This is a genomic window from Streptomyces sp. NPDC002889 (assembly GCF_042888425.1).
Classification (GTDB): domain Bacteria; phylum Actinomycetota; class Actinomycetes; order Streptomycetales; family Streptomycetaceae; genus Streptomyces.
This window is the reverse complement of record NZ_JBIAPT010000022.1, coordinates 122,545-136,530: the sequence shown is the minus strand read 5'-3', so window position 1 is coordinate 136,530 and position 13,986 is coordinate 122,545. Positions and strand designations below refer to the sequence as shown.

Sequence of the window (13,986 nt, the reverse complement as noted above, 5' to 3'; positions counted from 1 at the left end):
GACATCAACGTCGGCGGACAGCAGAAGTCCAGAGCAACCACGGGCGGCTACGTCGTCCAGGGCCGAGGCGGCGCCGCGTGGTGCCCGATCGAACTCCTTAAGCGGGTGTCGCAAAGGCGCCGAACCGCCCTGTTCACGGGGCGGCTCGGCGCTGTTCGGCTGTCACTGCTTTTCAGCGGCTGGCTACGGAGAATTGCGCGGTGAAGGCTTCCGGTGCAGTTCAGCTTCCCCTCTCAGGTCCGGCAGTTCGCCGCCGGCCTGGATCCGCGCCTGGTGGTCCCTGAGCTGACCGGAGATGCATCGGGCGTACGTGGCCAACAGCACGGGCACGCTATTGCCTGCCCCCCGGAGTCACAGCGCCTTGGACGACCTCCAAGGCTCCCTTGCGCCCTAGCTGTCAGACCAGTTGCTGCTTCACAACCTCGTGCTGACGGATGCACTGACCCCGCAGCCCCCTCTCATGGTTGCGGCCGCGCATTGTGAGGCTTCAGTTCAATGAGGTACAGCCCCGCCATGTCGCGACCGTAGTCGTCACGGATGTCTGGCCACAATGACTCTCCAGTGCTCGAAAACGGCTGCCTCGGATGGCCCGATGTCGCCACACTTGGGGGCACGCCATTGAGAGAGGACCTGAGGGACGTATGCAACGAAATGGGCGGGGCCCAGGGCGAGATGAGCATGAGGGGGCCGGGACCAGCAACGTTGCGGATGTTCTGGTGGCTGTCACCTGCGATCCCGAGCTGGACGCGGAGGCCCTTGATCGGTTGGCGCGGGGGCTGCGGGCCGAGATCTCGGAGCTGGAGGTCGAATCGGTCCGCCCAGCCCCTACTGGTGCGGTCCCTGCCGACGCTAAGGCCGTGGATGCGGTCACGTTAGGGGCTGTGGTTGTGGCACTGAGTGCGTCTGGAGGGGTGTTCACCGCGCTCATCGACACGCTGCGCGACTGGCTGGGGCGGCAATCGGCCCGGCATCGCATCTCGCTGACCATCGATGGTGACACTATCGAGCTGGAGCACTCGACCGCTGCCGAGCGGCAAGAACTGATCGAGGCATACATCAGACGGCATACCGGGTCATAAGTCATGGCCCGCCGACTGGCGCTCCTGATCGCCACGTACGACTACCAGGACACGGGGCTGCGACGGCTGAGGGCGCCGGCGCACGACACGGAGGCACTCGCGGCTGTGCTTCAGGACCCCAGCATTGCGGGGTTTGACGTCACCACGTTGGTCAACGAGCCGCACCACCGGGTCGGGGAAGCCATCGGCGACCTCTATCGCGACCGGCGGCGTGACGACCTGACCTTGCTGTACTTTTCCGGTCACGGCTTGAAGGACGAGGACGGCCGGCTCTATCTGGCGATGGCCAACACCCGACGTGAGAGCCTGCTGTTCACCTCGCTGCCAGCCGAACAAATCGACCAGGCCATGTCCGGCTGCACGTCCCGTCAGCAGGTGCTGATCCTCGACTGCTGTTACAGCGGGGCTTTCCCGGCAGGCCGCCTGGCGAAATCCGATACCGCGGTGCACGCGCTGGAGCCGTTCCAGGGCCGGGGGCGGACCGTGCTGACGGCATCCGACGCCCTCCAATACTCCTTCGAGGGCAATCAGGTTCACGGCGAAGCCGCACAGTCGGTGTTCACCCGTCATCTGGTAGCGGGTCTGCGGGACGGCAGCGCCGATCTCGATGGCGACGGCAACATCACCCTCGATGAGCTCTACAGCTACGTCTACGACCGGGTCGTTGACGAAATGCCGCAGCAGCGACCCAAGAAGCAGGACAACATCCAGGGCCGCATCGTCATCGCTCGGAACATCCACTGGACCCTGCCCGTCTACCTGCGCAATGCACTCAGCAGCCCGATCGCCACCGACCGCCTCGCTGCCCTGGACGGCCTGGCCCACCTCCACCGCGTCGGCAACGCCCTGGTGCGCCAGCGTGTCATCCGCGAAATCCAGCGCCTGACCGACGACGACAGCCGAAGGGTGTCTACTGCCGCGTCAGCACAGCTCCTGGCAACCCAGCCGCAGGCACCCGAGCGTCCATCCCCGCCAGCCTCGGAGCGTGCTTCAACCTCCCCACTCGCGCCAGTAACCACGCCGACGCCCGGGCCTATTAGTAGTGACGTACAAGCACCCCAAGCCACCCGCGAACCGGCCACGCCACTACCGCCGCCAGCAGCCGCGGAGCGGGACAGCACCCAGCCCGCAGGGCCTGGGCAACGTCCGCCAACCCAAGAGGGCCGTCAAAGAGCGGCAACAGCGCCTCTCGCCGTGCCATCGCAAGCGGCCAAGAAGATTACGATCACTCCAGCCGAACGGCACCAAGTCCGGCGCAAGCAGTCGGCCTCACCCAGGACGCCGCTGGTGCCGACGAGTGAGGGTGAGGAACGGCCGCCCTCTGCACAGGCCCATAGGCCAGGGCCTGCAGCAGAAGGCGCTGTGGGTGGGATCATCGCCGCCGAGAAGCCAGACCCAGCGCACGACACCGACCAGTCACGCCCAGGCCGGCTGCCCACCAGCACAAGCCCACGGCTGATATCTAGAAGGCGCATCCTCATCGCCGCCAGCGCCGCCGCTGCCACCGTGGGCACCCCAGTCGGCATATTGGTCGCCATCAACAACCCTGGCTTCGAAGTCCGCTCGCTCGGCTCCCTCACTGGCCACAGCACGCAGGTCTTCTCGATGGCTTTCAGTCCCGACGGCAAGCTGCTCGCCAGCAGCGGCAACGACAAAACGGTGCGGTTGTGGGACGTAGCCACCCGCAAGCAACTGGGCAACCCCCTCACCGGCCACACCGATAGCGCCCGGTCGGTGGCCTTCAGCCCCAACGGCAAGCTGCTCGCCAGCAGCAGTGACGATAAGACGGTGCGGTTGTGGGACGTGGCCGCCCGCAAGCAACTGGGCAACCCCCTCACCGGCCACACCGATAGCACCTGGTCGGTGGCCTTCAGCCCCAACGGCAAGCTGCTCGCCAGCGGCAGCGCCGATGAGACGGTGCGGTTGTGGGACGTGGCCACCCGCAAGCAACTGGACAGGGAATTCAACGACTACTCCCATGCCGTCGCCCGAGTGGCATTCAGCCCGGGTAGGAAGTTACTCGCAAGCAGCAACAACAATGGCAAGGTGCGGTTGTGGGACATTGCCACCTACACGCTGGTAGACACCCTCGAATGTGACACGGGTACCGTCTGGTCGATGGCATTCAGCCCCAACGGAAAGATGCTCGCCAGCGGCGGCAAGGTAGTGCGGTTGTGGGACGTGGCCACCCGCAAGCAACTGGGCAACCCCCTCACCGACCACGGCGTTGTCGTCTGGTCGGTGGCATTCAGCCCAAACGGCAAGCTGCTCGCCAGCAGCAGTGACGATAAGACGGTGCGGTTGTGGGACGTGGCTACCCGAAAGCAACTGGGCAACCCCCTCACCGGCCATACCGGTAGCGTCCTCTCACTAGCTTTCAGCCCCGACGGCAAGATGCTCGCCAGCGGCAGCGTGGATAGCACAGTCCGGTTGTGGCGACTTCAGTGAGAAAGGGACGAGGCGCCGGATGCGGCTGAGGGGAGCGCGGGCCTTACGGCAGGCGTATAGGACCTGTCGCTCTACGATGTTGAGACTCTTTGAGGGTTGCCCGCTTCATGGGTGCGGTCCGTCCCGGCTGCCCTGATTGCGGTGGGTCGACATCGCGGGGCGCTTCAGTCATCTACTCGCTAGCCACGCGACTCTCAGCACCTCTTCGCGCTGACCGCGGAGCGGCGTGTTCCCGGTGGATGCGCGGGAATGTGAGGAACGTGCGGCGTCGAGTCACAGGCGTAGCCGCTGGTCAAGCTGCTGATCAAGTGGGAAAGGGGCAGTCTCTTCCAAGCGCTTGGCCGCAGGTTCGCTTCCTGCCGGGGGCGCACAGCGCACACGAAGATCGGCCCTCCTCCCGGGAGGGCCTTTTTGCTGGTCAGGGGCACTCTAGCGAGGCGGGCGCAGAAGACGCGTAAGCGCGGGACCGCGCTCGGTGATCGCGAGGATCGGTCCGGCACTGTCCTGCTGAGACCGTGTTTCCGCAGGTGGTCCTGTCGAATACTGCAGAAGTTTCCGCGGAGCCCTCAGTGCATCGCGAGCACAAGAGGACGCTGTCGCCATCCGCTCCGTGTGATCGGATGGCAGTGCCGCATGGATTCCGCAGGTCAGGGCACAGGGCCTTCGGCACCCGGGGCGCGGGGGCGCGGAATGCGGACCCGAGGGCTGATGTTGTCGTATGGGTGAGCGATTCAGCCTCTGATGCCGCCTTTCCTCCGATCGAACGTGAGTCCGCCCGCGAGCGGGTGGCGGCCGAGCGTGCCGACACGAGCGCGCAGATCGAGGCACTGAGCCGTGAATTCGACCGGATCGTCGAGGCCAATGCCCTGGTGGCGATCGACGACGAGCACGACCCGGAGGGGTCGAGCACCGCCTTCGAGCGGGCCCATGTCGCCTCGTTGCTGGCACAGGCCCGCGACCACCTGGCCGACCTGGATCAGGCGCTGGAACGCCTGGAGCGGGGCGACTACGGGCGGTGCGAGGGGTGCGGCGAGCCGATCCCGGCGGAACGCCTGGAGGTGCGCCCGGCGGCAAGCACCTGCGTCCGCTGTGCCGCGGTCCGGCCCCGCTGACCGGCCCGGGCTCAGGGCGCACCCGGCGCCTCGCCGGGGCGGACCGCATAAGGAGTTGGATGTCTCCCCGACGTTGACTGTCTCCCCGACGGAAGTGCTCCGGCTCCCCGTGGTCGCTCCTCCTGTTCGCCCGTGGCGCCCTGCCGCCCAATCCCTCCGTGCGGTTCATCCGTAACCACTGCAGACGGAACCACTACCGAGGGCTGAGCCATGACAAGGACACTCACTCGGAACCGCGTGGTGCTGGGGTTGGCGGCCGGGGCACTGGCGGGCGTGCTCGCGGGCTGCGGAGGCGGGAGCGGGGATGGCTCGGCGACGTCCACACCCCCGGAGAAGAGGGTTGAGCCGGGAGTGTCGCAAGTGAAGGCAGACCTCACCGACTTCCGCATCACGCTGTCACAGAAGACGTTCACGCCGGGCGCCTACACCTTCGTCGCCAAGAACGACGGCCGGCACGACCATGCCCTGGAGATCGAAGGACCCGCCGGAGAGCACCGCACGGAGACCCTCGCTCCAGGAGCAACCGCGACGCTCGAAGTGACCCTGAAGTCCGGCACCTACGAGGTCTACTGCCCCGTTGACGGGCACAAGGACCTGGGCATGAAGACAGAGATCACCGTGGGTGGTGCCGAGGCACCTGTGAACAAGACATCGCCGAAGAGCAACAGTTACTGACCATGCGGGCGCCCCCATTGCACTCCGACTGGTCGGGGCCGGACCGCCGGCCGCCTCCGCGCCCGGTCCGGTCGCCCCGTGAACGTTGCCGAGCCGGTCACGCTGCCACCGGCACCGTCGATTCCTGGAATGCGGACAAATGGTCATCCGGGTTGAAGGAGGGGTGAATATCGCACGATCCTTGCCGCCATGAGTCTCGATTCCCTCGCCGTCGGCGATGTGCCCAACTTGCGTGACTACGCCTTCGACTGGGCGCTGGTGGACGTGGAGACCTCGGGGCTGGTGCCGCGCCGGGATCGTGTGCTCTCCGTCGCGGTGGTGACGATCGGCGCGGACGGCGAACAGACCGGGGAGTTCTCGACACTGTTGAACCCCGGCTGCGACCCCGGGCCGGTGCATGTGCACGGGCTGACAGCCGAGCGGCTGCAGGGCGCCCCGACCTTCGAGCAGGTCGCCGGACAGATCGGGGCCATGCTTCAGGACCGCGTACTGGTCGCCCACAACGCGCAGTTCGACTACGACTTCCTCGCGCACGAGTTCGCCCGCGCGCGCCTGTGGCTCCCGGTCTCCCAGCGGCTGTGCACCCTGGCGCTGAACCGCCGGGTGGACCCACCGACCGGTGATCTGCGCCTTGGCACTCTGGCCGCCCACTACGGCGTTCCGCAGGTCCGCGCACACGATGCGCTGGACGACACACGCGTTCTGGCCGGGGTGCTGCGGGCCACCCTTCATGAGGCTGCACAGCTCGATCTGCCGCTGCCTCTCGTGGCCTGCCCGCCTCGGCAGGACTCACAGTTCGTGCCGAAGCCGCCCAAGACGCCGTGTGCGTTCCGCAACCCCGGACAGATGTCTCCCGGTGGCCCGCTGACGCAGGGCATGAAGATCGCCATCACGGGGGGTACGGCCACTGCCCGCGCCGAACTGGTCGCCCGGTCCGTGGCTGCCGGGTTGAACGTGATGTCCTCCGTCAGTCGGCACACCAGTGCGCTCGTCACCGATGACAAGGCGTCCGAGTCGGCGAAGGCCCGGCGCGCCGTTGCCGAAGGCGTACCCGTCATCGATGAGCACACCTTCCTGCGGCTGCTGGGAGATGTCCGTCCAGGAACACTGCACGAGCCCCTGGCTGTGCCCGCCCCACCGGCTGAGCCTGATGCGCCACAGCCCATGGTTCCGGCACCGCGCGAGGAAACACGGGCCGAGGGAACTCGGGCCGAGCAGGCCTCGCACGAGGGAGCACGGGCCGAGGAGGAGGCGGCCGTCCCCGCCGCGCCGGAGAACGGCAGTCGTACCCCCGGCCCCGCACCTGCGGTGAGGGAAGGGGGCAAGCCGCTGGCGGGGCGCCGCGTGCTCGTCCTGGGCGGCACACACCCGAAGGCTGCAGCCGCACGCGTCCGAGTCGTCGAACTGGGCGGAGCCGCTGCGATCAATCTGTCAGCCGGCGTCACCGACGTGGTTCTGCTCGCCGGCGGTGACACCGACCGCCGCATGCGCCGGATCGCCTCGCTGGAGATCCCCACCTACACCGCCGACTGGCTCGACGCACCCACCGCCGCCCTTCTCGGGCATTCGACCGACCTGCGGCATGCCCTACAGGTCCTGCCGAGAGGGGGCGTCGTCGATCTTCCGGGCCAGACCCGCATGTCCAGCTGGAGTGTCACCGCCACCTGGGCCCAGCAGACGACGTGCGAGATCGACCTGGTCGGCTTCCTCGTCGACGAGGACGACCAGGTCTCCCGCGACGAGAACTTCATCTTCTACGGAGCGCCGGAGAGCCCGGACGGGACCGTACGGCTCCTCACCGACGGACCGACCGAGCAGACCATCACGACCGACCTCGGCGCACTGCCGCCGGCGGTCCGCAAGGTGGTGATCGCGGCCGCCATCGACGGCACCCCGACCTTCGGCGACGTCGGCGCGATCCAGGTCACCACGGGTGCGGGCAGCAGCGCGGCGCCTCTCGCCCAGGCTGCGCTGGACGCTGCCACCACCGAGCGCACCATGCTTCTCGCCGAGATCTACCGGCGGGGGCCGATCTGGCGCTTCCGCGCCGTCGGCCAGGGCTTCGACCACGGCCTCGACGCGCTCGCACGCAGCTATGGAGTCGACGTCGAGGGCTGATCCCGCGCCGATGAGGAGCCCTTGCCGCTCAGGCAGCTCAGCGAGCGCGACGCGGGGGGGCGCACCGCAGCGCCGGCCTCGGTGCGGTGGGGGCGGTCCGACGGGCGTGGTGGGGAGAGGGAGCGGGTGCGGGCCAGGTGTCACCGAGCGCGTCTGGCCGGCCCGCGTCCCCCGGTGGTCGCGGCTGGTCGGTCCGGCTCCTCGTTTCCGCCTCGCGCAGGGCCGGAAGGGATGCGGCCGGGGTCGCACGTCCGATGCCGCGGCCACGCCCGCGGCTGGGCGCGGCCCGGGCGTGTATGGCGGTCCGTCACATTCTGCGGTCGATGAGGAACGGCAGGAGCGTGAGGATCTCGTCGACCGCCGTGGGTACCAGCGGGATGCTCGTCAGACAGTCGCGGGCGCTGTCCAGGTGGCGGTGGGCTTCGGTCAGCGTGGCGGAGCGTCCGCCCGCGTCCTCGATGAGGTCGGCGGCCCGGCGGGCGCCGGTGTCGTCGAGTGGATGGTCGGAGGTGAGAAGCGCGACGAGGCGCCGTGCGGCCGGCCCGTCTGTGGCCAGAGCCGCGAGGACGGGGTACGTCTTCTTCAGCCGGCGCAGATCGTTGTGGACCGGTTTACCGGTGACCTGCGGGTCTCCCCAGATGCCCAGCAGGTCGTCCACGGCCTGGAACGCCACCCCGAGATGCCGTCCGGCCTGGGCGAGGGCGTTGACGGTCGGGACAGGGGCCCCGGCGAGCACGGCGCCCAGGCCCGTTGCGCAGCCGAGCAGCGCGCCGGTCTTGTGCTCCGCCATGGACCTGTACTCGTGCGGCCGCACCGCGTCGGGCCCTGTCCAGGGCCGGGACTCGAAGAGCAGGTCCTCGGCCTGACCGCGTACCAGGTCGTTCAGCGTCCCGGCCAGGTGCCGCACCGCTGTTCCGCCGTGTACGTTGCGGGATTCCGCCAGCGTCGCCACGGCCATGGCGAAGAGCGCGTCTCCTGCCAGGACCGCGGGGCCGGTGCCGTATGCCTTCCACACGGTCGCGCGCTGCCGACGGGTCTCGTCGCCGTCCATGATGTCGTCGTGCAGGAGCGAGAAGGTGTGGATCAGCTCCACGGCGACCGCGCCGACGGCGGCGTTCTCCCCGGGCGCGCCCGCGGCCTCCGCACAGAGCACGGTGAGCGCCTGACGTACTCCCTTGCCCTGCGAGCCGGGGGTGAGCCTGCCGTCCACGTCGCTCCAGCCGAGCGAGTAGGCGGCCATCTCCGCCGGCCACGGATGAAGGCGCTGGACGGCTTCCGTGAGGGCCGGCCGCACGAGGTCGCGGCAGCGGGCGAGAATCTGCGGTGCGGTGGCCTGGGCTGATACCGGCAGCGTCATCGGTGGCCGTCTTCCTCGCCCGCCGCGGTGGCAAGCGGCGCCACTCCGAGTTCGGCGTGGGCCTTGTCGACCATCTCCCGGGCGTGACGCAAACCGATCCGGTCGAGCGTCCGACGCAACTCGTCCAGGTCCGCCGCGGTCTCGGCGTGGTCCCGGCCGAGCTGGGCGAGCGCCTTGACCAGCCCGAGCCGGGCCAGTGCCTCGCCCCGCGGCTCGCTCATGGCGCGGAACTCCGCGAGTGCCTCCTCGTAGACCTCGCGGGCTTCGTCGTAACGCCGCGCCCGGAAGAGCACATTGGCGCGCATCTTGTGGTTGTAGGCGAGCGCGCTGGACAACTTCATCTCGCGGCAGGTGAGTTCGGCCTCGGCGAGCAGGGCAAGTGCGCGTTCGGGGTCGTCCCGCAGGGAGACGATGTCGGCCATGCCACGCAGGGCCCATGCCCGGCCGCGCCGGTCGTCGGCCTTCCCGGCTATCTCGGCCGCTTCCTCGAACATCGCAAGGGCCGTGTCGTACGAGCCGGTGTTGCGGTGAATCTGCGCGATGCCTTCCAGCGCCCACACGGTGTGGCGGGCTTCGCCGCGTTTGCGCGCCTCGGCGAGCAGTTGCTCGTGCAGGACGGCGACGGCCTGGTAGTCGCCCTGTATGCGTCCGGTCTCCGCCAGGCCTGCGAGGGAGTAGCCGCGGGCCACGACGTCGCCGCCGCGCTTGCCCATCTCGGCGGCGAGCCCCAGCAGCCGGAAGGCGAGCGCCAGCGCGCCCCGCTGCCGGGCGAGCGTGCCACCGCTCCACAGCGCCCAGGCCATCGCCCCCATGTCACCGGCCGAGCGAGCGGCCCGGTAACTGGCCTTCCACGCCTGATCCGCTTCCTTGACGTTGCCCAGTCTGCGGTGCGCCTCGGCCACGGCGAGCCCGGACCGCGCCACCTCCTGCTGCGAGCCGGAGTCCTGGGCCGCCCTCAAGTGCCGGGTTCCTTTGGCGAGCACGTCGGTCAGGGAGGAGTTCACCGACAGATCGGTGAGGGCGCCTTGATACTCGGGCGCGAATGCTTTGCTGTGCATGGGTGCCTTTCGTGCGCGGCCAGGACACCGGCCGGCAAACTATACACCGCATGTATACATATAGCGTATAGTCGCCTGGCGCTCTGGGCCTGGCACTTGGGGAATCGGGGAGCCGCCCGTCACCTTCGGCGGATGCGGCGAACCGCCTTGCTGTGGATCAAGACGGCTGCGGCCCGCCCGGGGTTGCTCGCTCGCGGCGAGTTTCCCTCGCGTGGCCGGAACGGCACCACCAACGGCACGGCCGGCAGCGGCACGACAAACGTCCGCGACCAGGGCGCCTTCGGCCCCCGCACGGCATGGTGATCCACCACACCGTGACCAGGAGCACTCAGCACACGGCCGACATCATCCGTACCCGACGCCGACCGGAAGAAGCAGGACCCGTCCTCAGGCGCCGGCGGTCCAGCGCTGGTCGCTGTCCCCGTCGGCCGGGTCGAAGTCGAGGGAACCGCCCGCGGAGTCCCCCACGGGTTCAAGGGCGAAGTCCGGCGCGATCCGCGGGTGTACGACTCCTGATCCGTCGACGGTGAAGAGCAGATTCAGGCCGTTCCTTCCGTTGACGGAGGAGCAGGACCAGATGCCGACGCCACGGTCGATGTCGCCGCGCGAGTCAAGGCAGTAGTCGGGGTCCTCCTGACTGCGCAGGAGACCGATGGAGTCCAGACTCCACTGCTGGGTCCGGGCACCGGTGCAGCGGGCCGTGATGACGTCGGTGCGGTTCTCCATCGCCCCGTCGAGGATGTCGAGGCACAGTCCGGATGCGGTGTTGACCACGGGGGCATAGCCACCTCCGGCGGTGATCGGTTCCGGCTCGGGCGGCCGCGGGGCGCTCTTCGAGGGGGTGGGCGCCGGAGGCTTGGGGGCAGCGGCCGATTTGGTGGGGCTCGGCGAGGCCGAGGGCGAAGGCTTCTTCGACGGCTTCGGGCTGGGGCTCACCGACGGGGTGGGGACGGGCACGGCCGGGGTGGTCCAGGCTTCTTGGAGCGGGGGCTCCTTGGCGCGGTCGCGGGCCGGGACGGGCTCCTCCGAGGCGGTCGCCAGGAGAGTTCCGGCGACGACGGCACCCGCGACCGCCATGGCGACAAGGCCGACGGAACGCGACGTCCGCCACGCGCCCTTCGGCGAAGCCCTTTCGCCGTACGGCGGCTTGACGGACGTGGTGAACCCCGGAATGCCCGCCATCGGCTCCGACCCGTCTCGCTGGGTCGGTACGGCGTCGAGCATGCCGCGCAGAGGAGCTTGGGCCGCATAGGTCGCTCCGCCCCACCGGAGCAGACGCTCGGCGATGACGACCCGGGGGTCCTCCGCCATGCGTGTCAGCTCCGCGACCAGCCAGGTACAGCTGGGACATTCGTCCAGATGGACCGTCAGGTCCTCGCTGCGCCGCCGGTCCCCCGGCCGCGCCGCCGCCTCGATGATGCGGCGGAATCCCAGGCACTTCCTGTCCCCGCCACGCTCCAGATACGCCCGGATGTAGGCCTGGCGCACGGCGTCCTGCGCCGTGATCCGCAGCTCGGGAACGAGGTCCGGTCGCAGGTCGAGGAAGGTGGCGACCGTGGCGTCCGATTCCTGGTCCACCACCGCGTACCAGAGGATGCCCCGTGTCGGCTCCGGCAGCCGGTAGTAGGCGGTGAACAGGGCGGACGACGCGTCGAGTCCAAGGCGCACGGATGCGGACGGACCCGTCGCGGGGGCGTCGTCGGCCGTCTCGTCGACCCAAGCGGCGAAGTCGGCCGCGAGCCGGTCCCGGCGACTGTCGGCAGCCCAGGTGAGACCCACCCGCTGAACGAGCATCAGAAGGTGGTGACGCCAGTTCCCCTGGGGCTCGATGCCCCGGCACGCCTCCTGGGTGGCGAGACCGAAGGCCTGGACGGCCAGTTGGTGTCCGGATGCCTGGTCGCGTCCGCAGAGCCTGGCGTAGGTCCGGACGGCGGGCAGGTGACGGCGTTTGAGCTCCTGGGTGGCGGGGTGGGCGGTCGGGGCACCGGCGCGGATGCGCTCGGTGAGCTCCACGTCCGACAAGGCGTGGCAGACCGACTTCTCGTCCGTAGGATCCGGACCGACCTGGTGGAGCTCTGACACCCTCTTGACTCCTCGTTCAGTACGGCACGACCGACCGCCCCAGTACTTCGGAAATACGCTGGAGTTACGTGCCTGAGGCAAGAGCCAATGGTGAGGCAGCGGGACCTGCGAGGAAAGGTGTGACCGTGGGTAACAGCTCAGGGAACGTGACGATCGGGGCCAACGCCCACCGCGGGGCCGATTCCGCTGTGCGGTGGGTGTGCCTCTTATCGGCGACGGAGCCGTCAGGGTGGTGGGGCGTCGTCAGCCGATGTGGTGCGGTAGCGGTCCCTCCCCTCCCCGTCATGGAGGGTCAGCGCGCCGTGAAGGACGTAGAACCACCATCGTGCCCATGATGAACGTGCGGCCGCGCGCCCACGATGCCGGGCGTGAGGCGTGAGGCGCGTGAGACGTCAGACGTCAGAGTGAACTCCTCGAAGGGGAACCGGCCTTCCGTGTGTCCGCCGGTCAGCCGGAAGAAGAGCTCCGCTCCGGCCACGTCGATGAGTTCACCGTCCTCGGGCCGCCGCGACCGGAGTCACGCGCGCGCCAGCTCCGCCGCGCCGAAGGACACGTCGAAGCGGTCGCACCAGATGCTCAGGCTGGTGAAGTCGGCCGGGTCGATGTCGGCGGGCAGGGTGTAGTTCTGGTCGCCCTTGTTGCCCTTGAGCTTGCCGAGGCTGACGTACGTCCCGTCGTCGAAGACGTGCCAGCCGGACCGGTCCGCCTTCACCGGGGCGTCCGTCAGCCAGACGCGCAGGTCGGGGCCGTTGCTGGTGTCGAGGTTCTCCAGGCGCAGGGTGTGCGAGCCGTCGGGCAGGCGCAGGAGCTTCACCGTGCCTGTCGTCTCGTGCTCATGGCTGATCAGCTCGCCGCTCGCCAGCGTCTGCGGGCCGAGGGGTGGCCGCGTGGGCGACGAGGCCGGGGGAACCGGCGCCGGGGCGACCGCCGGCACGGCCTCGCGAACCGTCTCGTCCTGCCACAGCTTCCACGGCTGGAACCAGTACAGGCCCGCGCCGGCCAGCAGCACGGCCACCGCCATCGCTCCCATGAAGAGGGGCCTGGTCAGTAGCTTGCGTACGCGTCCCATGTTCGCCGCCTCCTGAAGTGTCCGCCTGTACACATTCAACGGGATCAGGGGTCCGCCACATCCTTGAGAGAGATGACGAAAGCCTTACGGCGTCGTTCCCCCGCCCGCCCGGACCCCGGCACTGCGCTCCCGTCATGACGTCGCCCCCCACGGCCCCTCTGCACGCCATGTTCATCAACTGCACCCTCAAGCGCTCGCCCGAGACCAGCAACACCGACGGTCTCGTCGACAAGAGCCGGGCCGTCATGGAGGCAGCCGGCGTCACCACCGAGCTCGTCCGGGCCGCCGACCACGAGATCGCCACCGGCGTGTGGCCGGACATGACCGAGCACGGCTGGAGCACCGACGCATGGCCCGCGCTGCACGAGCGGGTGATGGCCGCCGACATCCTGGTACTCGCCGGGCCCATCTGGCTGGGCGACAACAGCTCGGTGATGAAGCAGGTCATCGAGCGGCTGTACGCGTGCTCGTCGATCCTCAACGACCGTGGACAGTACGCGTATTACGGACGCGTGGGCGGCTGTTTGATCACCGGCAACGAGGACGGCGTCAAACACTGCGCGATGAACGTCCTCTACAGCCTCCAGCACCTCGGCTACACCATCCCCCCACAGGCCGACGCAGGCTGGATCGGCGAGGCGGGGCCCGGCCCCTCCTACCTGGACCCGGGGTCGGGCGGCCCGGAGAACGACTTCACCAACCGCAACACCACCTTCATGTCCTGGAACCTGATGCACCTGGCCGCCTTGCTCAAGGGCGCCGGCGGCATCCCGGCCCACGGCAACCAGCGCTCGGAGTGGGACGCAGGCTGCCGGTTCGACTTCCCGAACCCGGAACACCGCTGAGGGCCTGCCTCGGTCGGGGGCGGCCGAGGCGGGAGGGGGAAGCAGGTCGGCGCGCGTACGGCGAGTGCCGGTACGTAGGACAAGGCGCGATCTCCTCGTAAGGGCTCGTGGGTCGGTCGAGGCTCCCAAGCCGGATGCCGGTC

General features: G+C 69.1%; 12 protein-coding genes. 8 read left to right on the top strand and 4 right to left on the bottom strand.

Annotation, left to right across the window (positions count from 1 at the left end):
• The 6 genes from ACFYWI_RS29185 to ACFYWI_RS29160 form a co-directional block, all read left to right on the top strand.
• A partial coding sequence (locus ACFYWI_RS29185; protein ID WP_389238176.1) for a hypothetical protein occupies positions 1–204 on the top strand: 204 nt, incomplete at its 5' end.
• Positions 205–716: 512 nt separating this feature from the next.
• Positions 717–1,079, top strand: a complete 363-nt coding sequence (locus ACFYWI_RS29180; RefSeq protein ID WP_389238174.1) for a hypothetical protein — start codon at positions 717–719, stop codon at positions 1,077–1,079.
• 3 nt (positions 1,080–1,082) lie between these two features.
• The gene (locus tag ACFYWI_RS29175; RefSeq protein ID WP_389238172.1) at positions 1,083–3,527 is read left to right on the top strand and encodes a caspase family protein; all 2,445 of its coding nucleotides are present in this window, start codon (positions 1,083–1,085) and stop codon (positions 3,525–3,527) included.
• A 722-nt stretch (positions 3,528–4,249) separates the two neighbouring features.
• Positions 4,250–4,639, top strand: a complete 390-nt coding sequence (locus ACFYWI_RS29170; protein WP_389238170.1) for a TraR/DksA family transcriptional regulator — start codon at positions 4,250–4,252, stop codon at positions 4,637–4,639.
• Between the two features lie 360 nt (positions 4,640–4,999).
• Complete coding sequence (locus ACFYWI_RS29165) at positions 5,000–5,314, top strand: plastocyanin/azurin family copper-binding protein (protein WP_389238168.1); 315 nt, start codon at positions 5,000–5,002, stop codon at positions 5,312–5,314.
• 189 nt (positions 5,315–5,503) lie between these two features.
• On the top strand, positions 5,504–7,432 hold the full coding sequence (locus ACFYWI_RS29160) for a TerD family protein (RefSeq protein ID WP_389238166.1): 1,929 nt from the start codon (positions 5,504–5,506) through the stop codon (positions 7,430–7,432).
• 307 nt (positions 7,433–7,739) lie between these two features.
• Here ACFYWI_RS29160 and ACFYWI_RS29155 read toward each other — a convergent pair whose 3' ends face one another.
• Both ACFYWI_RS29155 and ACFYWI_RS29150 read right to left on the bottom strand, forming a co-directional pair.
• A complete protein-coding gene (locus tag ACFYWI_RS29155) occupies positions 7,740–8,789 on the bottom strand; it encodes a polyprenyl synthetase family protein (RefSeq protein WP_389238164.1) in 1,050 nt (349 codons plus the stop codon).
• The gene (locus tag ACFYWI_RS29150) at positions 8,786–9,847 is read right to left on the bottom strand and encodes a tetratricopeptide repeat protein (RefSeq protein ID WP_389238162.1); all 1,062 of its coding nucleotides are present in this window, start codon (positions 9,845–9,847) and stop codon (positions 8,786–8,788) included. The genes ACFYWI_RS29155 and ACFYWI_RS29150 overlap by 4 nt, the downstream gene beginning before the upstream one ends.
• 132 nt (positions 9,848–9,979) lie before the next feature.
• Here ACFYWI_RS29150 and ACFYWI_RS29145 point away from each other — a divergent pair, with 132 nt between their 5' ends.
• The gene (locus ACFYWI_RS29145) at positions 9,980–10,150 is read left to right on the top strand and encodes a hypothetical protein (protein WP_389238160.1); all 171 of its coding nucleotides are present in this window, start codon (positions 9,980–9,982) and stop codon (positions 10,148–10,150) included.
• 84 nt (positions 10,151–10,234) lie between these two features.
• On the opposite strand, the gene ACFYWI_RS29140 is transcribed toward ACFYWI_RS29145, so the two are convergent.
• Positions 10,235–11,929, bottom strand: a complete 1,695-nt coding sequence (locus ACFYWI_RS29140) for a ricin-type beta-trefoil lectin domain protein (RefSeq protein ID WP_389238158.1) — start codon at positions 11,927–11,929, stop codon at positions 10,235–10,237.
• A gap of 517 nt (positions 11,930–12,446) precedes the next feature.
• On the bottom strand, positions 12,447–12,998 hold the full coding sequence (locus tag ACFYWI_RS29135) for a DM13 domain-containing protein (protein WP_389238156.1): 552 nt from the start codon (positions 12,996–12,998) through the stop codon (positions 12,447–12,449).
• A gap of 134 nt (positions 12,999–13,132) precedes the next feature.
• Between ACFYWI_RS29135 and ACFYWI_RS29130 the strand changes: the two genes are divergently transcribed.
• Positions 13,133–13,843, top strand: coding sequence for a flavodoxin family protein (locus ACFYWI_RS29130; protein ID WP_389238154.1), 711 nt, complete (start codon positions 13,133–13,135; stop codon positions 13,841–13,843).
• The last annotated feature ends 143 nt before the right edge of the window (positions 13,844–13,986 follow it).

Excerpts from the sequence above, each read along its gene's own strand:
- ACFYWI_RS29175 (WP_389238172.1), top strand. The coding sequence starts at position 1,083 with ATGGCCCGCCGACTGGCGCTCCTGATCGCCACGTACGACTACCAGGAC.
- ACFYWI_RS29160 (WP_389238166.1), top strand. The coding sequence starts at position 5,504 with ATGAGTCTCGATTCCCTCGCCGTCGGCGATGTGCCCAACTTGCGTGAC.
- ACFYWI_RS29155 (WP_389238164.1), bottom strand. The coding sequence starts at position 8,789 with ATGACGCTGCCGGTATCAGCCCAGGCCACCGCACCGCAGATTCTCGCC.
- ACFYWI_RS29150 (WP_389238162.1), bottom strand. The coding sequence starts at position 9,847 with ATGCACAGCAAAGCATTCGCGCCCGAGTATCAAGGCGCCCTCACCGAT.
- ACFYWI_RS29145 (WP_389238160.1), top strand. The coding sequence starts at position 9,980 with ATGCGGCGAACCGCCTTGCTGTGGATCAAGACGGCTGCGGCCCGCCCG.
- ACFYWI_RS29135 (WP_389238156.1), bottom strand. The coding sequence starts at position 12,998 with ATGGGACGCGTACGCAAGCTACTGACCAGGCCCCTCTTCATGGGAGCG.
- ACFYWI_RS29130 (WP_389238154.1), top strand. The coding sequence starts at position 13,133 with ATGACGTCGCCCCCCACGGCCCCTCTGCACGCCATGTTCATCAACTGC.